This window comes from Komagataeibacter xylinus (assembly GCF_031081985.1).
Classification (GTDB): Bacteria; Pseudomonadota; Alphaproteobacteria; order Acetobacterales; family Acetobacteraceae; genus Komagataeibacter; species Komagataeibacter xylinus_E.
In genome coordinates this window covers 74,200-94,810 of sequence record NZ_JARWSK010000008.1, presented here as the reverse complement: position 1 = coordinate 94,810, position 20,611 = coordinate 74,200, and the positions used below count along the sequence as shown (strand labels likewise).

General features: G+C 53.7%; 17 protein-coding genes and 1 pseudogene. 6 read left to right on the top strand and 12 right to left on the bottom strand.

The window, feature by feature from the left end; all coding sequences use genetic code 11:
* Positions 1-27: 27 nt before the first annotated feature.
* Both QEG70_RS14570 and QEG70_RS14565 read right to left on the bottom strand, forming a co-directional pair.
* On the bottom strand, positions 28-975 hold the full coding sequence (locus tag QEG70_RS14570; RefSeq protein WP_308721298.1) for an alpha/beta hydrolase: 948 nt from the start codon (positions 973-975) through the stop codon (positions 28-30).
* 32 nt (positions 976-1,007) lie between these two features.
* Positions 1,008-1,925, bottom strand: a complete 918-nt coding sequence (locus tag QEG70_RS14565; protein WP_308721297.1) for an alpha/beta hydrolase — start codon at positions 1,923-1,925, stop codon at positions 1,008-1,010.
* A gap of 92 nt (positions 1,926-2,017) precedes the next feature.
* Here QEG70_RS14565 and QEG70_RS14560 point away from each other — a divergent pair, with 92 nt between their 5' ends.
* On the top strand, positions 2,018-2,911 hold the full coding sequence (locus QEG70_RS14560) for a LysR family transcriptional regulator (RefSeq protein ID WP_308721296.1): 894 nt from the start codon (positions 2,018-2,020) through the stop codon (positions 2,909-2,911).
* A 131-nt stretch (positions 2,912-3,042) separates the two neighbouring features.
* On the opposite strand, the gene QEG70_RS14555 is transcribed toward QEG70_RS14560, so the two are convergent.
* Positions 3,043-3,792 carry an AraC family transcriptional regulator gene (locus tag QEG70_RS14555; RefSeq protein WP_308721325.1) on the bottom strand — a complete coding sequence of 250 codons (750 nt, stop codon included), beginning with the start codon at positions 3,790-3,792 and terminating at the stop codon, positions 3,043-3,045.
* Positions 3,779-4,711: an alpha/beta hydrolase gene (locus tag QEG70_RS14550; RefSeq protein ID WP_308721295.1), complete on the bottom strand. Its 933-nt coding sequence runs from the start codon at positions 4,709-4,711 to the stop codon at positions 3,779-3,781. The genes QEG70_RS14555 and QEG70_RS14550 overlap by 14 nt, the downstream gene beginning before the upstream one ends.
* Positions 4,712-5,025: 314 nt before the next feature.
* On the opposite strand from QEG70_RS14550, the pseudogene QEG70_RS14545 reads away from it, so the two are divergent.
* Positions 5,026-5,184 (top strand): annotated as a pseudogene (locus QEG70_RS14545) (SOS response-associated peptidase); the annotation flags it as partial.
* A 30-nt stretch (positions 5,185-5,214) separates the two neighbouring features.
* On the opposite strand, the gene QEG70_RS14540 reads toward QEG70_RS14545, so the two are convergent.
* The 3 genes from QEG70_RS14540 to QEG70_RS14530 form a co-directional block, all read right to left on the bottom strand.
* Positions 5,215-6,222 (bottom strand): phospholipase D family protein, encoded by a 1,008-nt coding sequence (locus QEG70_RS14540; RefSeq protein WP_308721294.1) that lies wholly within the window; start codon positions 6,220-6,222, stop codon positions 5,215-5,217.
* A gap of 293 nt (positions 6,223-6,515) precedes the next feature.
* The gene (locus QEG70_RS14535; RefSeq protein WP_308721293.1) at positions 6,516-8,993 is read right to left on the bottom strand and encodes an AAA family ATPase; all 2,478 of its coding nucleotides are present in this window, start codon (positions 8,991-8,993) and stop codon (positions 6,516-6,518) included.
* Positions 8,990-9,211, bottom strand: a complete 222-nt coding sequence (locus QEG70_RS14530) for a hypothetical protein (RefSeq protein ID WP_308721292.1) — start codon at positions 9,209-9,211, stop codon at positions 8,990-8,992. The genes QEG70_RS14535 and QEG70_RS14530 overlap by 4 nt, the downstream gene beginning before the upstream one ends.
* A 512-nt stretch (positions 9,212-9,723) precedes the next feature.
* Here QEG70_RS14530 and QEG70_RS14525 point away from each other — a divergent pair.
* The gene (locus QEG70_RS14525) at positions 9,724-10,410 is read left to right on the top strand and encodes a hypothetical protein (RefSeq protein ID WP_308721291.1); all 687 of its coding nucleotides are present in this window, start codon (positions 9,724-9,726) and stop codon (positions 10,408-10,410) included.
* 307 nt (positions 10,411-10,717) lie between these two features.
* Positions 10,718-11,371: a hypothetical protein gene (locus tag QEG70_RS14520; RefSeq protein ID WP_308721290.1), complete on the top strand. Its 654-nt coding sequence runs from the start codon at positions 10,718-10,720 to the stop codon at positions 11,369-11,371.
* 277 nt (positions 11,372-11,648) lie between these two features.
* Here QEG70_RS14520 and QEG70_RS14515 read toward each other — a convergent pair whose 3' ends face one another.
* The gene (locus QEG70_RS14515; protein ID WP_308721289.1) at positions 11,649-12,698 is read right to left on the bottom strand and encodes an AbrB family transcriptional regulator; all 1,050 of its coding nucleotides are present in this window, start codon (positions 12,696-12,698) and stop codon (positions 11,649-11,651) included.
* Positions 12,699-12,707: 9 nt separating this feature from the next.
* Positions 12,708-13,277, bottom strand: a complete 570-nt coding sequence (locus tag QEG70_RS14510) for a hydrolase (RefSeq protein ID WP_308721288.1) — start codon at positions 13,275-13,277, stop codon at positions 12,708-12,710.
* A gap of 116 nt (positions 13,278-13,393) precedes the next feature.
* On the opposite strand from QEG70_RS14510, the gene QEG70_RS14505 reads away from it, so the two are divergent.
* The gene (locus QEG70_RS14505) at positions 13,394-14,023 is read left to right on the top strand and encodes a TetR/AcrR family transcriptional regulator (RefSeq protein ID WP_048851910.1); all 630 of its coding nucleotides are present in this window, start codon (positions 13,394-13,396) and stop codon (positions 14,021-14,023) included.
* 133 nt (positions 14,024-14,156) lie between these two features.
* Here the strand turns inward: QEG70_RS14505 and QEG70_RS14500 are convergent, their stop codons facing one another.
* The 3 genes from QEG70_RS14500 to QEG70_RS14490 all read right to left on the bottom strand — a co-directional run bounded on the left by QEG70_RS14500 (position 14,157) and on the right by QEG70_RS14490 (position 18,003).
* A complete protein-coding gene (locus tag QEG70_RS14500; protein WP_308721287.1) occupies positions 14,157-15,050 on the bottom strand; it encodes an alpha/beta fold hydrolase in 894 nt (297 codons plus the stop codon).
* A gap of 550 nt (positions 15,051-15,600) precedes the next feature.
* Positions 15,601-16,635: a ParB/RepB/Spo0J family partition protein gene (locus QEG70_RS14495; RefSeq protein ID WP_308721286.1), complete on the bottom strand. Its 1,035-nt coding sequence runs from the start codon at positions 16,633-16,635 to the stop codon at positions 15,601-15,603.
* A 165-nt stretch (positions 16,636-16,800) separates the two neighbouring features.
* Complete coding sequence (locus QEG70_RS14490; RefSeq protein ID WP_010512186.1) at positions 16,801-18,003, bottom strand: AAA family ATPase; 1,203 nt, start codon at positions 18,001-18,003, stop codon at positions 16,801-16,803.
* A gap of 1,264 nt (positions 18,004-19,267) precedes the next feature.
* Here QEG70_RS14490 and QEG70_RS14485 point away from each other — a divergent pair.
* On the top strand, positions 19,268-20,347 hold the full coding sequence (locus QEG70_RS14485) for a replication initiation protein (protein WP_308721285.1): 1,080 nt from the start codon (positions 19,268-19,270) through the stop codon (positions 20,345-20,347).
* The last annotated feature ends 264 nt before the right edge of the window (positions 20,348-20,611 follow it).

Genomic DNA, 20,611 nt, shown 5'->3' with positions numbered 1-20,611 from the left:
ACGATGAAAGCGGACAAAACAAAGTTCTTATGCTGAAGCACTGTCTCCAAGGTGCACCCTGAAAAACGGCACCAGTTTCTCCAGCGCCGGACCAACGGCTTCCGGTTTGTCATACAGATCATAATGCGAGCTGTTTTCCAGGGACACGATCTGCCGGTCTTTTGACGCGGTGGCTCGGCCATAAATCTCCGTGCCATCGCGATAGGCTCCGAACGCGCCGACCTTTTCTCCCACTACAACCATGACAGGCTGGGTCAGCAGGGTTTCAGCAAAGGCAAACGCATCCCATGACAGGGTTTTCTGGGCGTGGCTGAACAGCATCCGCGTCCACCCACCCGGCTTCTGGCCGCGAGGCGTCTTGTAGTAATCCGTGGCTTCCAGAACATCCCGGTCCGTCAGACCATTCGCACGGGCAGCCTCGACGCTCGGTGGCAGCAGTTCATTGACCTGCAATTCGCCGCCACGCGCCTCTTTCGTGCGCTGCGCCGCCATGGCCTCCAGTGTGCCGAGTGGATTGAAACCACTGAACCCTTCGCGGAACAGGCGGCCGAGATTGACTGGCGTGATGCCGACAACAGCTTTGATCCGCTTTTCAGTCAGCGTGGCGTTTAGGGCATAGCCTCCGCCGCCACAGACACCGATTACACCGATGCGGTCTGCGTCCACATAAGGCAGCGTCACGGCATAATCGATCACATAGCTGATGTCTTCGACCCGCTGGGTCGGGCTCTCAATCCAGCGTGGCGCGCCGCCGCTTTCACCCTGATAGGAAGCGTCATAGGCGATAACGACGAAACCTGCCTCGGCCAGCGCCTTGCCATAGACATTCCCCGAGGTCTGTTCCTTGCAGCTTCCAAACGGGTGAACGCTGACAATGGTCGGGTAGGCCCGGCTTTCATTAAAGTCGGAAGGGAGCAGGATGTTGGCTGCAATCGGCCATGCCATATCGGCATTCTGTATCTGGATAGACTTCATCTGAATGGTCCTCGTTCTGTCCTATATGCTCGTTACGCCAGTTTGGTCTGAAAGAACGGAGCCAGCACGGAAACGGCTTCGGTCACGAAGGCTTTCCCATCATAGAGATCCATGTGATTGGCGCCCTTCACGATATGGACCGACTTGTCCGTGCTGGCCGCGCGGTCATACAGGTCGTCGCTCATCCACTTGCTGCCCGCGTCGCTGCCGACGACGATCTGGATCGGTTGCGTCAGATAGGTTTCGGCCATGTGATAGGCATCATAGGTGACGATCTGGTTCAGGCTCCGCAGCGTGGCAAAGCCGGGCGCGGTCGCGCACTCGGCGCGGGGCGTGTGATAATACTCCCAGGCCTGACGCAGTTCCTCGTTCGGCGCATCTTTCTCCGTCAGCGGCGCGAGTGGCATGGTGGCGTAACCGTTGCCTGCGGCATCTGCTGTGCGGGCATTGGACCCGGCTTCGATCAGCGGGAGTGCGTCGATCGAGCGCACCGAATTGTCCCAGCCATTGCGGAACATGGAGCCGATATTGACCGCGCTGACGGTGCCGATTGCCTTGATGCGACGATCCTGAATGGCGGCATTGGCCGTGTAGCCCGCGCCCGCACAGATGCCCATCGCGCCGATGCGGTTCTGGTCGATGTAGGGCAGTGTCGTCAGATGGTCGATAACGGCGCTGACGTCTTCGGTGCTGACGTAGGGGTTTTCAAGCTGGCGTGGCTCACCGCCGCTTTCCCCCTGACAGGACCGGTCGAACGCAATGGTGACAAAGCCCTGTTCCGCGAGTTTCTGCGCGTAGGTGCCAGCCGTCTGCTCCTTCACACCGCCGCCAGGATGGGAGACGACAATGGCGGGCCATTTTTTCTCCTCGTCGAAGCCATCGGGAAAATTGATCACCGCCGACAGGCTAATGGCCGGGTTGTTGCTGTTCGCGAAACTGATCTTGGTCATGGTCTGTCTCCTGTTGATGAAAGCATGGTAGGACAAACCCATTGCGCGGATTAGACGGATAATCCGTCATGGCCCTATCACTGGAGTGATCAATGAGGCGGGATGAAATCGCCGATCTGGCAGCTTTCGTCGTGGTGGCCGAGGAAGGCAGCTTTACCAAAGCGGCCCGTCGCCTTGGCATCGCACAGTCCGGCCTGAGCCAGATCGTGCGACGCACGGAAGAACGGCTGGGCATGCGCCTGCTATCACGCACGACCCGCAGCGTGGCACCAACGGAAGCGGGCGAGCGGCTGCTCGCGACACTCGGTCCCATGCTGCATGATCTGGATGCAGCGGTCGCCTCCCTGGGTGATTTGCGGGACCGTCCATCGGGCACCATCCGGGTGACGACCGTGGAACATGCGGCGAAAACCATCCTTCTTCCCGGCGTGAAGCAGCTTCTGCGAGACAATCCCGATATCCGCGTGGACGTGACCATTGATTACGGACTGGCAGACGTGGTGGCGGATCGCTTCGACGCCGGCATCAGGTTGGGCGGTGAAATTGCGAAAGACATGATTGCCGTCCGGATCAGTCCGGATATCCCCATGGCCATTGTCGGGTCACCGGATTATTTCCGCACCCACCCGGTGCCAACGTCTCCAGCACGGCTTGTGGAGCATAAGGCGGTCAATCTGCGGCTGCCGACATCGCAGACCGTCAATGGCTGGCGGCTGATGCGGGGCGGTCGGGAAACACGGGTGCGGCTGGAGGGGCAGATGATGCTCAATACCATCGACCTTATCCGCGATGCCGCTCTGGACGGGCATGGGCTGGCCTACCTGCCGCTGGACATGGTGCAGTCTGATCTGGAGCGCGGCGATCTGGTGCAGGTGCTCGCAAAGTTCACGCCCCCTTTGCCGGGGTATCACCTTTACTACCCCAACCGGCGACAGTCACCCGTCGCTTTCAGGCTGTTCGTCGAGGCGTTGCGATATTCGGAGTGAGGCAGCAAGGGGGTGGGAGAGCGGAATATCTGTTTTCGAGTTACTGGAAGATGTAAGCAGCCATAAATTTGAATGCAGAAATCTTTCGCTACTGCCTTTGTGGACACGGGCATTCGTCTACCAGAAAAGTGCTAGCGATAGTTGCCTGGAGTAACCCCCATAATCCGCCTGAACATAGCCGCAAATGCACTTGGCGTCTCATAGCCTAATGTGTCAGCTATTGAAGCCACCGGTTCGCCAGCAATGAGCTTTGGGACAGCTGTCAGAATGAGCGCCTGCTGTCGCCAAATCGAGAGAGAACAGCCAAATTCTTTCTGGGCTAGGCGGGTAAGGGTTCTGATGGACGCTCCAGCCTGCTTCGATAAAGCCTCCATGCCCGGATTGATGCCGGGGGCTGAGAGAATTTCAGCACAGGCCAGCGCAAGACGTTTATCAACGGGCATCGTCAGAGACAAAAGATCAGGCGTCAGATGGCTGAGTTCGTCCAGAAGTACTGCAGCGAGGCGATGAAACCGTGGATGATCTGTAATCGTATTCTGCGAGAGCATCTTCAGAATGATTTCACGCAGGAATGCTGAGACCATGAACCCACCAGGCTGTTCACCGAGATAGGATGTTACCTTGCTGGCTGCAATATAAACTGTCCGAAGGGTAACCTTGCCCCGCGCCCTCAAAGCATGCGGGGTACAAGGCGGTATCCACAAACCGCGTTGCGGAGGCACAAGCCACAGACGCATCGGCGTGCGGATCTCCATGACGCCCTCAGTCGCATGAATGAACTGACTGTCTTTGTGGCAATGTTCACCGACCCTCTCGCCATCCACGTAATCCCTCGCAAGCGCCCGTATATCAGTGGGTTTAGACTCATCAATGTATGGCATCATCGATCAGATGTTCAGTGAACCAGTCCCGGGCGGCCTGGCTGGTCTCTTCAAAGCACCGCACATAAGGGTCGAAATGTCCCCCGTGGATCATGTGCAGTTTTTTGGGCGGCAATGCCGACTGGTAGCCTTCGAGGCAGATATCCGTTGCCGTCAGGATGTCCTGATCGGCCACGATCATCAGTAGAGGGGTGGGACTGATTCGAGCAATATGGATACCGGGCTCATTCTCACGCGCCAGTTCGGCACTGCGAAGGGTCAATTCATTCCGCCATGTCGGTGCGAAACTCCGGGTTCCGGTGAAGAAAGCATAGGCGTCTGCTCCGCCCATGGCGCACACAACTTCTGGCCGGTCTGAGACTGCCGGAAACACCGCAGGGGTTTTGCCCTGGAACCGTGCGGCACGGTCAGTGGCAAAACCGGAGAGAAGTGACGGTACAAGATCAGAACGGACACGCCGCTGAGAAGAGCGATATCCACTGACTGTAGGTACCTGACTCACCACGCATCGCACCCGGCGGTCGAGAGCCGCAACTTCCAGGACATGGCCACCACTGTAACTTGTGCCCCACAGGCCGATCCGTTGCGGATCAATCCATGAAACCGTCTGGGCAAAGCTAATGGCGTCACGGTAACCCCGCCTCTGAAGCACAGGATCGGCTTCCTGCCTGGAGACGCCATCGCTCGCTCCGAAATTGACATGATCATATAGAATCACCCCAAACCCCGCCGAGACGAAAACTTCGGCATAACGATCGAGATATTGCTCCTTAACTCCGGAAAGACCATGCGCCATGACGATAGCCGGATATCCACCCTTCTCTCCTTCTGGGCGATAAAGCCAGCCACGGAGCGTTCTTCCCTCAGATAGAAACTCAATATCAGTCCGCATTGCGACCTTCCTTTCACGATGCTTCATGATATTGATTTAGCCCTCTGGCCAACAGAACGCTTTTGGCCAGAAAAAGCGTCATATCGGCCACAGATCGTAAAACATTTTATTGCGCGATCAAAGGCACATCAGTCCAGGCCCCCGTTTAAGCGGGGCAAGATATGTCCGCTTTCAGAAGGAACAGGAACCGACAATAATTTCCATTATGAGGGCGACTGCTGCCTGTCTGCTCCTGCATCACTGAGCAGACAGGCAGATCAGGGGGGGAGCGGAATGTCCGCTTTTCGGCGCATGTCGGGAAAAGCAGATCACCGCGTTAGCAAGCCTCGTCCCAGATGTGGCAGTGGACGGCGGTGCGGAAACTGGCTGACAGCGAGACGACGGACGATTTGTTCGGTTTCTTGACCACCGACGCCAACCTGGAGGTCGGCTTGGTGTATCCGAAAGATATGCCCGTCATCCTGACGCACCAGGACGATATGGACCTCTGGATCGCGGCCGACACGTAGACACGCCATCCTGATAATCTTCTAACGGGCTTTCGCTTTCATTACGTATGCCTGCTTGAGTGCAGGCCACATCTTCCGCATTAGCGGCACCCGCCCCTCAAGAAAGCTCCCTTCATATTTGCCATCTCGAAGCGCTTTAAATTCATCCTTCATGATAGTTTGTCTGAAAATTTCGTTGAAAAGTGGCTCATTGCAATCAAAAGGCGGTGGTATGCCTTCGCTTTGATCGATAATAGCGTCGTTCCATTTGCTGTCATCACCAATCTTTACATAATTATCCTTTAGGCGCCCAGCTCGGAACCATTGACATTCAGTCAGCACGCTGGGATGACCATTGGCATTTCTTTTCCACCAAAGAAGCCACGTTCCTGGAGTAAGAAAAGTCCTGTCACACTCATTCTCAATGGGATAAAATTCGTCTTTCTTGACGGTCTTGCCGTTGATTTCGTCATGATCGGTATACTCAGGATTGATTTTATATTCGAATTCTGCAAACCAGACGATCAAAGGAACATCCAGAGCTTCGGCATCAAAATCCGAAAATGACAGTGTGGGTTTAAATGATCGACGCTGCTTCCAGAGTGTCTCAGCTACCTGCAAATCGCTGTTTGTGATCGGTGCCGTCTGAGGATCATTCCAGAGTTCCTCGAACCAGTTGGCGACACCGTTTACGTCTTCAGTGTAGCAACCTGCCTCGATCCAATGGGCGACCTCAGTATCCTCAAATCCAAGACCATTTGCTGACAAGTTAGCGGATGCAGTTAGGGCCTTCCCCCCTCCCAGATAGACCTTGGAGTGAAGTCTACTGTTCTGCCTGACATCATGATTATGCTTTTGCAGTTCGCGCACTGCGTCAGGGTTGGTCGCTCCAGAGGCCAAATTGCAGATAATCCGCGCATGCCCACCCTGGAAGATGACGGGAGAGCGCCGCCCAAGAAACGCGACGGCGCAGCGAGGATCATCAGACCCCGCGATATCTCTGACCGCCTTGTCAAGCGCCGCTCCAACTAAAAATGTATGGGCCGTCATAACCGTCTCCTCTATTCCCCTCATAAACTCATGACTTACAGGCCAGTCAATCGGGACTGTTATTTTCTCCCATGTTGAGAGCTGGTTTCGAGAAATTTAACCGGGGTTGAGATAGGTCTGGTATACTGGTTCATTCTGCTCACCCACTATGTATGTCTTAAGCGGACTATCGCATTTGGCTGTAGCATAACGCTCAAATCGGCACGAAGGGCGGGCTGCGGACATTCGCGGCACGCGCGAATAAACGTAAGGTGAGCCGCACTTCTCCAAACAACCTCAGCTATCTTCGAAACCTATTTTCCCTTGAGGTTAATGTTTATCAACTGGCAATCGCACCTCAACTGCACCGAGCTCCCTTTTCTAGGGACGACGTAGGGCAAAGTTCCGCATTTCTCGTTCGAGCAACGCATACTGTCGAGTAGAATTTTGTATGCAGCAACGACTTTCGCGAATTCGCCGCTCTCGAAGTTCTCCCACTCGTTGAAATGAACCGATGGATTTATAGCCCATTGTTCAACGTATGTTGCCGCAATCAACGCTTTCGATTTGTCGCGTTTTTCTGTGAGTATGCTCTTCTCTTCGTCGTTGCCCCAGTGGGCGGCGACTTTGATCCCTTTATCGAGACGATTTTGCCAGCGTTTCAAGACGGGCGGCAGAAGATCGCCAAGGTCGTAATGGCCGTCACCGCGAAACTCCACTTGAGCGCGGATATTGTCGGCAAGGACAGTGGCGATGTATTCTAGGTAGCGGCGCAGGAGCCAGGCTGCGCGCGGCACGTCGTTCTTGACGAGCTGTTGGTCGATCTCCGTCCAAATATCCTGATCATCCCAGATACGCGGCCCGAACTCCACGCTCCAGCCGCCGAATAGCTGGCTCTTCGCGATCAGCTTCTCTGTCTTCATATACTGCAGCCAGACCCGATCATGAGTCGTGAGAACGAACTGCGTGTTTGGAAACTTCGTCTTGAGCAGGCGACACACCTCACGTCGATGGCCCGTATCGACGGACATCATCACATCGTCGAGCACGGCGAAGGTAAACTTGTCCCCGAGCGTGTGCTGCATCAGCGCAAGATAGAGACACAGCCCCATCCCGTCTTGGTGTCCCTCGCTGTGATATGCGCCAGGCGGGAACGTGCCCCTGCCGTAGAAGTCCACATTAAAGCTCAGTTTTGCGGGTTCGGCCTTGAGTTCTCCGACGAACTTACCCTCATCATCGTTGATGGCCTTGTAAAGCTCTGTGAACTCCTTCGCGACAGCGTCATAAATATCTTCCAACACGTCGTTCGAAGTCTGTACATAATGATCATAGACCTTCTCAGCTGCGGTGCTACGCTGTGCGCTTTCCTTTGCGGTGCGGTTCGCTTCGATCAGACGGACATAGCGTTCCTGTAGCACCGTCAGGAACTGGATTGCCTTGTCTTTGGCGGAACTGTCGGGCAGTGCCGCGACGGCCTTGCTTAACTTCTCAAGCAGGGCCTGAACGTCGCCGGGTAATTCCCACCAGGCGTCTTGCATGGCGGTGATTGCGGGGTCTAGCTGCGCGTGATCCTCCCGGAAGTCTTTGATCGTGGTCAGAATCTGTCTAAGCCGCGCCGCATATGTGGCCAGCGTCGCGGTCGCGATGGCTGGTTCCATAGTCTTGGCATAGCTCGCTACTGTGCGCAGATCGTCGATGCGGTCTTTGACGGTTTGCTCGATGGTCTGGAAATCCGTGTCCAGCTTCTTGAGTAGCTTGCCGATGGCATCGCTGCTGATTAGCTTTTCTTCAAGACGCGTGCGCAGCGCCTCGGCCTCCCACGGCGTATCGCAAAGCGGACACACTTCACTACCGTCACTTACGAACTCCAGCCCCTTAGTGATGAAGCCATGCTGCCGCGCCAGCGTCAGCGCAGCGCTGTCCTCTTTTAGCGTATTCAGCGCGGTAAGCGCATCACTGCGTGCGCCGGACAGTGCATCGGGCTCGTCTTGTGCGGCACTCTCAGTCAGAGCCTTGAGGTCAGCCAGCGCGACGGGTTTGCCCAGAGCGGACTGCTTGCCCCTTTCATCTTCCTTCTCATCCTCCACTGCGCCTATGAAGATGATTTCGGGGGTCAGTTCCGTGAGATCGGGGAGCCCGAGCACCTTGCGGTGTTCATTGGCCTTCTCTAGCACGGTTTCACGTTTGAGCTTGTCAACGCCAAGAGCAGTTTTGAGGTCTTGTTCCGCTTTACGCTTCACGCCCGTCGCGTCTCGCGCCTCCCTGGAAGCGTTGTTTTTGAATGTATTCAATGCTTTGCGGAGATCTCCGATGTGATCGAGACGTAGGAGATTCTGCACATCGGTCGAGCGCTGCGACGGCGGCGTGATGATGTATTTGGCGATCTCTCGCCGAGAAAGCGCAAACTCGGGATGGGCCTGCAGGCTGGAGACGATCTCCTCCTCAGCTCCGCCGGAAGGCGTGACGCTCACCTGCTTCGGAAATTTGACCGACCGCGCGATAATCACGTCCTTCCCGAGCGAGGGAATATACGCTGTAATCTCGACCTTGGCCTTCTCAGGTGCGGTTCGGCTATCGACATGCGGGCCATGCTTGCCGACGCTGAGTTCTCCTTGCCCCTGCCCCGACAGGCGGGTCAAACTTCCCGTGAGACAGAATTCTATAGCATCGACAACGCCGCTCTTGCCCGTTCCGTTCGGTCCGCATATTCCAAAATTCTTGCCGCCCAGATCAAGGGTGAGGTCTTTGATACCCCGAAACTCTTCTATGCGGATTGTCTTAAGCCGGATCATGCACCGTCTCCTATCACACCATTCGCCTCATCTTCCGGCGGCGGAAATAGCGCGGCACTGATCTCGTCCGGTTTAGGGACCTTGCCACTGCGCAGCAGCGCATCCAGTCGGTCTGCTGCATCGTCTTCGATGGCCTCGTCGGACTTCATCACCTCAAGAAACTTCTTCAATACTTTCGCAAGTGTGGGTGAAATTGGCGGGCCTTGATCTTGATCCATTGGCAATTGAACTCCTGGTAGACCTATCTCCCAAGTCTGTTGGACCTAGACTTAAAATACAACATTTATTGCTCCCGATATGCCGCGCTCAATACTAGCCTGTGTCCATGCATTATTGCTCTGCAGTGAGGCGAAAGGTGGTCGGACCAAGCTCGGCTGTGGAGCGGAAGCGGCGGCCTATCTGGTTGGGAATGCCAAAGGATCTGTGCCCGCTTCCTGCGCAAGTCGGCCGATAGGCTTTGAATCAGTTATGTCCGCTATGTGGAAAGCGATAAAACGTCCTGAATGTCTGCCATGAGGCGACTGCCGACTGTCTACTCATCATGGAACAGATAGGATTTTTTAGGAGGAAGCGGAATGCAGGCTGGCAGTGAGAAGTGATAGAAAGCTGTCGTTCATTCCCGAATCACATCAAGATTGATCAAGCTCTTCTCCACGGTCCCGCTCCCGTTTTAGTGGACGAGACGACCTCTACTATCCCCATTCTTCAGACATCACTCAAAAGGAACAGAATGGACATCGATAACCTTCCCCTTGAAATTGCCACTATTGGCCGAACTAGCATCGATGAATGGACTGTGGTCTGGTCCGAGGTCAGTACCGATCCTTGCCCAACGCGCAGAATAGAAATCGAGCGCGAGCTTCAAGCATTGCTTTGCACACACCAAGCGGACGCAAAGTTCGTATTTTGTGCCCCCGCGGGATATGAAGATGCCCCTAATCCGCTGATCATTGACGAGGATTACTCGGTCGTTGAGAAATATGGTGCCGATCCTCAAGCGACTGCAGACGACGTGAAAATCTGGGCGCATGGGCAATGCGCGTTGCTTGCCGTGCGCATGCACGAGTTGTCCGGCTGGCCTATCTTACAATTAGGGATCGACCATTTTCTAGTCCAACGTCCTGACGGAGCATTGGTGGATGCCTACGGCGTGCATGTTCCAGAGGATGAAAAAGACTCCTCCCATTTTGACAAAATTACCAATCGCTACAATGCGTATGACACTTGCTGGAAAAAGGGCAATTGCGACTCTCTCTGCTCGACGACTGCGGACGAACATCGCGCCGATACCGATGAGTTTCTCGAGACGCCCTGGATGCTAGCAGTATTTCCCAAGCGTTATCGCCTCAAGGTTCCGCTGAGCTATATGGCTAGCGAGGACCGCCCCGATGATCCATGTGACGAGATGGAGGATTGAGCTAGGACAGGGTAAGCTTACAGCCGATCAAGTCTTGCGTCCGCCTGATAAACGAACGATGGCTTCGTTTATCAGGCGGCCTAGCGGGTCACACGACAATGTCCGCTTACGGGATGACCGCATTCACGCAAATAGTTCTGCAATGAGGCGACTGCTGCCTGTCTGCTCCTAGTCCGCTGAGCAGACAGGCAAATCCGGGGGGGGAGAGCAGCATGTCGGCTATGGGATGAAACGATGTAGAGTTTTCTATTTACGTTGAGACATCGGAGTGATCAAAATATAAAAAATATCTCAAAAGGAGTACAAGATGATTTCTAATGAATTTAATTTATCTAATCATATGTATCTATCAAAAATATCTAGATACAGAGAGATATATGAAAGATCCGTTAAACCTGTCGAAGAGCAGCTTACTGAAGTTGAACGAGAAATCGACTCATATAATTTAAGAGTGAAATGTGGGTATAGTGAGACACCTTTAATTTCAGGCGATGCGGCAAGTATAAATTTTTTTCCTAAAGAAACAAGGCTACATGATCATAAAGGAATATGCATTGACGTTATAGAAAGTATAAATAAAAATACTATTATAAGCATATATCATTTTTGGGAGAGGTATTGGTTCGATATAATAAAAGGAAAGGAAATGAATGAAGTCGAAGAGAAAAATTTTAAATATAGTGAATTTCAGGATTATTTTTCACTTAAAAAAAGAATATCCAGGCATTATGAAATCGGAGAGGAAATTGAAAAAATAAAGGACGTGGCAAACTCTCTTAAACATGGAAACAGACGTAATATAAGAAGGCTGCTAGATACGTATCCAGATTTATTTGAGAGAAAAGATAAATTTTTCATATCTTGCTTTGGAGCGGATGCAATATCCATTAAGCGAGCAGACGTTGAGGAAGCTTTTGAAATTGTATCTAATTCTGGTCCGCAAAAGCCGCTAACTTCATAAGGACCATTGCGTTAAACGGCAGCCTTAAGGCTTAAGAAAGCGTCTCCGAAAGACCGCTATGAGGCGGAAACCGTCTGTCTGCTGGACGTTCCGTAAACAGACAGACGGCTTAGGCGGATACTTTGGTGAACAAATGGCTGCTCCCGTCATCCACCGGAAACAGTCGTCAAATTTCAGCACCAGCGAGTTTGCGATGGAAGGATCTGTCACACTGGTCTTCGGCAACTCCCTCCTTCCCTGCCACCTGTTTCCCATGTGTCTCTCGCGATACGACCTGTTATCCCTTTGCCGACGACCTACGAGATAGAAAACGCGCCAGAGCTGGCCCGGTGACCAGAACGCAGAAAAACCGGGCGACCTGCATGGCAATGACGAAAGGCATGTCCACTTTCGTGGTCGAGGCGATAATGGAGACGGAATCAGCCCCACCAGGGCTGGTTGCAAGATAAGCCGTCAGCAGGTCCACATGCGCCAACCGGGCAAGCACCACTGCAAACCCGCCACACACCGCAATCAGCGCGAGGATGGAACCCAGCACGCGTGGAAAGACACGTCCCGCATAAGCCAGCACATCTGGCGTAAACCGCATGCCGATGCCCCACCCGACCAAGGCATAGGCCGCGACCAGCAGAAGATGCGGCTGTTCGACCGGCAGATGGGCGCCAAGCCTTGCAGCCATCCCGATCCCCATGGGCACAAGCAGTCCCCCGGCCGGTACGCGCAGACGGGTTCCCACGGCGCTCCCTGCCAGTGCGATCACCAGCGCCAGTAAAGCACCCTGCCATGAGAGGGTCTGTGCCACGACCAGCGGGGCGGACGGCGTTCCGGCTACGCGCGCAACAGCAGCCGCAATGACGGCGCAGCAGGCCACGCGCAGATATTGCATGAAGGCGACGAGCCGCATATCCGCCCCGTATGATTCCGCCATCAGGGTCATGACCGTGGCCGCACCGGGTGATGAACCCCAGATCGCGGTATTGCCGGGTAGCAGGCGCGAGCGTGTCAGCAGCCAGCCGAGAAGGGCTGCCGCAGACAGGGTAGAAAACGTACCGGCAACAAAGACCGGCCAGCTGGCTGCCATTTCGTGAAAGATCGAGGCTGAAAGATAGCTGGCGATCATGACCCCGACCACGCCCTGTGCGCCGAGAAAGGCCCAGCGGGGAATACGGACCGCACTACCCCGTGTGGCCAGTACGACCGCCGCCCCCAGTGGTCCCAGCAGCGGCGCGGCCGGCAGGCGTAAGACGGCCAGAAGCATACCGAAAACCAGCGAAAGCAGCGCCAGTAAGCCCCATCGCCCGGTCAGCAGCCACGCTGATGGCCCCACCCTCACCGCTTAACCGCCAAACACGATTGTATCGGAAGGCAGCACGCGTGCGATCCGCGGGAGGATCGAGCGGATGGAGACATCATGAAGGTCTGCTGACAGGCTGGTGCAGAGATCCTCGGCGATGACAATATGGTAGCCAAGTTCCCAGCCATGCCGTGCTGTGGATTCAACCCCGAAATTCGTCGCAATACCGCCCAGCACGACCGTCCGGATGCCCCGCCTGCGAAGCTGAAGGTCCAGTTCCGTGCCTGTAAATGCCCCCCACTGATGTTTGGTGATGACGATATCGCCGGGTGCCACCAGCCCGTCAGCCAGGTGCGCCCAGTCCGCTGGCAGGCCGCCTTCCGGCGGGCTTAAGGGCTGGTCGGCCAGACCGGGTGGCGCGTCGGCAAAGTCGGGTGCAAACGCGACCCGAACCAGTACGACCGTAGCACCTTCATCCCGGAAGCGGGCAGCAAGCGATTTACCGCTCTCCAGCACCTGCGACGATGGCCGCGGGGCGGTTGGCAGGGCAAGTATGCCATTCTGCAGGTCAATGAGGACAAGGGCGGTGGTTCGCGGGTCAAATCTGTTCACGGATCGGCGCCTTCCGGGATCTGGATACATGGTCGGGTCAAACATCGACCGGCATTGGAAAATCGGTTATGCGAGGACTGTCTCGCATAAAAGAAAGTTGAGGGTGCCTTCGCATTATGTCAAGCCCGCCCCGTTCATCACCACTCGCGCCCAAGCGGCAGCGCGGACGCGACCGCGTTGAAGCGATCCTTACGGCCGCAACAACGGTCTTTGGCGAGAAGTCATACGAGGCGGCGACAATGACCGAGATCGCTGCCCGCGCCAGCACGGCAATCGGTTCGCTCTACCGTTTTTTTCCGACCAAGGACGTGCTGGCCGCCGCAGTGCTCGAACGCTACGGCGCGCGGTTACTACATGCCTTGGATGAGTTGGTCGATCGCGATCCGCCGCTGTCGCCACGTGATGCAGCAGAAGGACTGCTGGACATCATCCAGCGTCTACGGACGGAACGCTCAGTCGTCCTTTCTCTGCTCGACAGCGGGATTACCCTACCAGATGGGACAGGAACGCTCCGCAAGGCACTGATCGCGCGCATGAGCCAGCTGTTGTCACGGCTGGGTGGTTCTCCGGGACCACATGACGAACGGGCCGTGATGCTGCTGCATCTGGTCAAGGCGATCTTTGCCCTGCCACAGGATCATTCGGTCCCCCGCCCGGCCCAAGACAAGGAAGCCGTTACGGTGCTGCGGCTCTATCTGGAACATGCGGTCGCTTCCCGCCGATCCGGGTCAGAAGTCGCTCCGTAACCTCTGAATCCGCACACAACCAATCGGTATCTCCAGCGATCGCGTCATCTGGATTGAACGGGTCTGCTTTTCAAAGCATAACTGACTGTAATGCGGTGAAAATCGAGCTTTTACTCCAACTGTTTCGCGAAGGTCAGAGAAACGCATCAAGCCGATATAACAACTCTGCCGGTAATTCTTCCTGCGGACTATGACCACAGTCGATCGCGTATCCCCGCACGTCCACTGCTTTTTCGCGCCATGTCTCGACAACATCATATAGCGCGCCCACGGTGCCGCGTGCGCCCCACAGAGCCAGTAATGGGACCTCAATCCGCCTGTCTGCATCAGTCGCATCATGGACTAGATCGATGCCTGCTGCAGCGCGGTAGTCTTCGCATGCTGCATGACGCATTGCCGGGTCGGCGTAGCATCGACGATATTCGGCCATGACACGCGGATCGACCGATCCTGGTATCTTGATCTGTCCTGCAATGTGGCTTTCGAGAAAAAAGTCCGGATCTCCACTGATCAGCCTTTCAGGCAGGGGGGCGGGCTGGATCAGAAAAAACCACCAGAAATAGCGTCGGGCGAATTCCATATTGGTCCGGGCATACATCGTTGCTGTCGGTACGATATCGACCAGCACCAGTTTTTCCACCGACTGCGGTGCATCCAGCGCCATGCGGTGCGCCACCCGTCCGCCCCGGTCATGCCCGACAACCATGAACCGTTCAAATCCAAGCTGGTGCATGACGCCAACCTGATCATCCGCCATGGCCCGCTTGGAATAGTTGGCGTGATCCATCCCACCTTCAGGCTTGGCGCTATCACCATAACCCCGCAGATCTGGGGCCACGATGGTAAAACGTTTCGCCAGTGCGGGCGCAACCTTGTGCCAGGTCAGATGCATCTGCGGATGACCATGTAGCATGAGTAGCGGTGGTCCGTTTCCGCCGGTAGCCGTGCGGATCCGCACGCCATTCACCTCGATATCCCGCCAGCTAAAGCCCGGCAATAGATCGGGGAATTTCCTGACTACGGTCATGCTTTCACCTGCATTCGTCCAGTGGCACACAGCAGAAAAGCAGAATATCAGGAAACTAGTATTTCCCCTGATGAAGACCTGTTGATGACCAATCCGCAGACGACGCAATGACTTTCGAAGCCGCAGGCATCTCTGGCTATGCCTCGAGAACGCGGCTGATATCGTCATGGGCCACTGTGCCCATTAATTACTAATCAGTCCAATGAGTAGTCGGCCTACCAAAAACAAAAAGGACGGTCAGAAAAAAATACTCTAACCAGCAATGATTGCAGAACCGTTGGTATGGCGATGACATCACGTTTACAGTCATCAGGTACGCAAGCAAGACCGTCCTATCGACACGCAGTGCCTCCACGAGCTACATGCCCAGCCTGCTTGTTCTGAAATCGCTTAGTCCTCTCAAACGAGCCCCAGCACGTATTTCGGACACAAGGCACATACACTCGTGCAATGGTGACCCAACATTACCACTCAGACCCAGTACCGGTAATTCACGCAGAAACAAATCTGATACGCTGACTGCTGCAGGTTACGTATCCTAAGCAAAAGTTCATTCTTGAACGGGCCAGTAGCGATCCGTCAGCAGTTTAACTGCCTCCTCCATCTCTTCGCGAGAACGTAGCTCCGCCAGCATGAAAGTGACCTGCAAACGCTTAGGCGACTTCGCATCTATTTTTACAATCTCTTTGCCATCCGTATCGCGAGTGATAGCGACGGCGCCACGTTTAGGCGAGCGCGGGCTGCCGCGACGTAGATGTCCCAGTTCCGTTGCTACCGCATTCTCGAGTTCGCGAGCCACTGCAGCAGGTTCCACAAGGTAGTTCTGATCTTTGCTTCTCAACGCAGCAATACGTTCAGCAGCCTCGTAAACCACTTCGCGTGATGCACTGTCTTTAATAAGGGGCTTTATCTGCATCACGTGCTTAAGCCGAATATCATGCGGGCTAACAAATGCCCGAGTGACTGCTTCAGGCAATCTAGCAAGGTCGAGGTACCGGCTTAACCATGCTTCAGAGACGTTTAACCGATCTGCCATCGTTTTTTGGCGACCATGATAGTACCGATCCAGACCCAACAAGTAATCCTTTGCGCGCTCGTAATCGGTAAGATCCTCACGCGCCCTATTTTCTAGGTCCGCAATACGGAAGGCTTCCTCGTCCTCCATTTCACGAGGCTCAACAAGGAACTTAATGTCACGATAATTATTGGCGTTAAGCCACGAAACAGACCAATGTCGGCGTGCGCCACAGATCACTTCGAAATCAAAATCTGGGTTGTTGGTCAATCGCCGAACGATGGCCGGAACCTCTTGGCGTCCCTGCGCACGAATGCTTTCGATAAGTTCGCGACAGTTTTCATAAGACAACGCGGCGTAATCACGATTATGACCCTCCCACATTTTGCATCGTGCAGGGTCAATAAACTCGTGAGTACGAGTAACAACTTTACCGCTAGCAACTTCTGCTAATCGGTTAGTACGATCATTAATGATTGACCGATTTGGACGAGACTGGCCTTGTCTAGCGGTTACGCCTGAAATTGCAGCTGTTAACCCGTCCGCAAAAGCCCTGTTTTTCCCCGACATTTATCCCTCCTTTTTCACATTACTCGACCTGCAAAAAGTTCGAATGATGCTTTGAAAATGCGTGCTTCGCTTCTCGCTCCGCTCCCAATCCAAAATTGCAACGTTGCAATTTTCAGAAATTGACGATTTGCGAGAGTTCAATGAACCGCCATCTCCAAGAAAAAATTACACCAGTCCTTCCTTGCGAAGCCGCTCCTGATGACTAGGCCACATTCCCCGAATATCCGTTTCAAGCTCCTTACACACTGCGTTCAGATAGGTAAGGCAGCGATCACGAACCGACTTGCTTGTGATCGCTCCTTGCTGTTCGTACACAGTCATGAGTCGAGCTGTGGCATTGTCTATTTCAGCAGAATTTTTCAGAGGGGCTCTAACTAGATGATGGCCGAAAATAGCCTGCATCAGCTTGATAAGTTCCTTGTGAATCGATTTGTTCTCTTCGACCCGAGAAGCCACAAATTTGAGAAACTCTAGAGAAGGAGCCCTGTCAAACTGCGCTAGCGTCCGCAATGTCTCCTCCAGCATCGACAGGAAGGCTGTCGTTGACGAAAAGTCCATAATTGTCGGGGGCACCGGAACGACCAATGCATTTGCTGCCCTCAGCACAGAAAGCGAGATTGCTCCCAAGGCAGGAGGAGGATCCATAATTATAACGTCAAAATTTGGCGCTATAGACGCCAGCCCTACCGACAACCGATCCACAAGCCCAGGCTCGCCCTGAGCCATCCGCGCGGCGATTTCATACTCAGATTGAAACAGCCGAAGATTAGACGGTATCAGATATAGACCATCGAAATGCGTAGGTTTGAGCGCGTAGCTCAGTGACGAACGTTCATCGTGCCGCAAAAACGGGTAAAGCGTCTCATCCTCAGTAAGGTCTAAATCTGGCACGTAACCAAAGAGCGTTGTTGCTGACGCTTGGCTATCACAATCGATCAGCGCCACGCGATAGCCTTGGATCGCGAGATATTGCGCAAGGTGAACAGCAACTGTTGATTTCCCGACACCGCCTTTAAAGTTTTGAACAGCGATGATTGCCGGCGGGTCGCCTGGATCACGCCACGGACGCGTGCCAAAGATCCCGCGCATGTCGTTAACCTGTTCAAGCGTATATCCCACACGCCTGTTATTGGCTCCCCGTTCAGGTTTGGGCAGACGACCATCCTTTTCTGCGTCGCGTATGGCTGCAGGCGTCCGGCCTACGAGTTCTGCAGCCTGGCCAATCTGAAATGTCGGTTCTCGTCGCTCGCCGGCTCGCGCGGCAACAGCGCTTTCCCTCAAATTCTCCAGAACTGCCGCGGCTTTATCCGCCAGCCCTTCAACCATTTGGAGACTCGTATATCCGGCTTGCTCGAGATCAGCTGTCATAAATCTTTCTTTCGATAAACGTCCGGCGCGCACTAACTTTCGATTTCCAGTTGATAATGTCTATCTTTTCGAAAGTCGAGACTTAACTCGATAGCCATTCCCTTTTTTTAATGCTGGCAAAGCGCGACGATCATGTGCCGGATTAGGTAGCGAACATAAAAACCGAAAAGATGAGTGTCCTGACCTCTTGGGGGAGCATGTGATAAGATGTACGAGGTATCCTGACCTTATGGGGGATCCCAATCGGCGCACGTCGCTATCCTGACTTCTTGGGGGGGGGGGCAAGGTACAAATGCTTACCCTGACCTCGTGGGGGATATTTGTCCCTGCATCAATGAGAACAGCGGAACACTGAATTCCACCCCTAGCCGAATGCAATAGCTTCCAGTCGAGCATCTCGGTGGCACTACCAAAATAAGCAACCACATTAGACCTTCAGTTACCCAGTCACTTTCGCTTTAATCTTTAGTGAGCTTTTTTTTTCGAAATTTTCTTTGCCACATATTAGAGATTGCAACATTGCAATTTGGGACAAATACGTTCAGTTGCCTCAGAGACATCGGCATAGTGCTGCGAGTTGGGTTACCCATACCGTCGCTTACTGCCGACCGGGTAGGTCAGTTACTTGTGGAAAAAGGCTAGTAACCTCGCGTTTTTCGCAAGGGAATCCATATACCTTCAAACAATTGCAACGTTGCAATCCACCCACACTGGGCAATCATCTGGCGTGGAACATCGTCATGGCAGCCACGGCAGCTATGAACGAGATCTAAAAAAGAGACGAAAGCCCGTTAAACTGCGAATCGCACTCATAGATTTCATTAAAAAACACGCGCAAGCCCCATAGATACCGGTTTGCGACCGTCAACATGAAAGTTCTTAAAATAACGTGTGGGCATTTCCCAAAACTAGCTATCTTAACTGACTGTCCCCCACGAGGTCAGGTTAGATCCCCCACGAGGTCAGGTTACTATCCCCCAAGAGGTCAGGCTAGGTCCCCCACCAGGTCAGGAAATGCTCTAAAAGTCGTTGGTTTTCCTAGTATTTTTTGTCCTGAATCAGAATCACTTGAATAGAATCAGAATCCCCCTCAGCACGCTGCGGTCGTGTTTATAAAAATCTTCATAAGAAACCTTATTTCTCAGCATCACGCGCGGCCGCGAGAAGGTGCTGAGATGCCCAATTTCCCCTTCACCTGACCTTATTCTCATTCTAAGGTCAGGATACGAATCGTTCATCCCGTTAGGTGCTGGATAACCCGCCCATGCAATACGCATCCGAAAGTGATGAAGCTCCAAAGCGCGCCATGCGTGTTGCTCGCGCTCTACAGCATAAGGGTGCCGACGAGTTCGCCAAACCTGGCCACCTTGTAGAGATACGTTTCGTCAGAGGCCAATCGCTAAGCCTGACTGCATCACGTTTACTCGCGTTGATGATCCTTGTAGCCGGTGGCGATGCTTGGAAGCCAGTGGTCCACCGCATGCGCAAAGCAGACATCAGGCGAGGTCATAAAGGTAACGAACGCATAAGTGACATGCTTGAAGAACTGCATGGTACTCTATTTGCCGAAGACGACATTTCCTGGCGAGGTAAAAAAGCGACGCGACGATTTTCTCTGATTGCTTCTTCAAGGGAAGAGGTTGAAGACACAGAGCCTGGAAAAGAAGTCGGTTGGATTGAGTGGGAATTTACTCCTGATGCCCGAAGACTAATCCAGGAGTCTGAGACCTATGCGGTCATGAACCGCACCGCTGTATTGGGTTTTCGTTCGGCTTACGCGCTTAAACTTTACGAAATCGGGGCCTTGCGCGTGAAGAGACGTCAAACCGTGTGGAAAGGTGACGTCATCGCATTTCGTGCTGCTTTAGGGATCTCACCTAACGTCTATAAAGACTTTGCTCAGTTGCGGCGAAAAGTATTGACCGTTTGCAAAAATGAAATCGACGAACTGGCGCATTTTACGGTCGAGTGGACGGAAATAAGACAAGGAAGAGCAGTAAGAGAACTCGAGATTGTTTTCCAACCTAAGGAAACCCCAAAGGTTATAGATCATCAAGCGACTACACGCGAATTAGAAACACAACGCAATCAAGTAGTACGATCCGCGGCAGCGAAAAGCGATGGGCAGGTAATGTTCCCAGCCGGTTCTCTCCAGTTTGGAGCCGACCAAGAGATATTCGCTAGAATAGCGCGTTCCTCTGGCGGGGGCTGGGATATCGACCTGATTGCCGATGCATTCCGAGACCATCTCGGTGAGCGACTTGGCAAGCTGCATGGTTCCAAGCTTAAAGCGGCATGGAAAGGCTTTTGCGAAAGTTATCACAACCGTCGAGGCAATCCATAAACGTGAGCCGAGAACGCTTCTATAACGCTAAAAATGCGAATAGGGGGCGACAACGCAGGTCGTCTCTATGTCGATTTAGAGGTTTCTCAAAAATTGCAACGTTGCAATTTTCCAGCGACAATCCATTTTAACTATCGGTCGACTGTAAAAATTTAAACGACTGCAACATAGCGATCGGATGTGTGACTACCCGCTTTTTCGTAAGATTCAAGCTGAACGGGTGGTAAGTCTGCTTCCACAAGAAGAATAAGATTAAGAGATTAG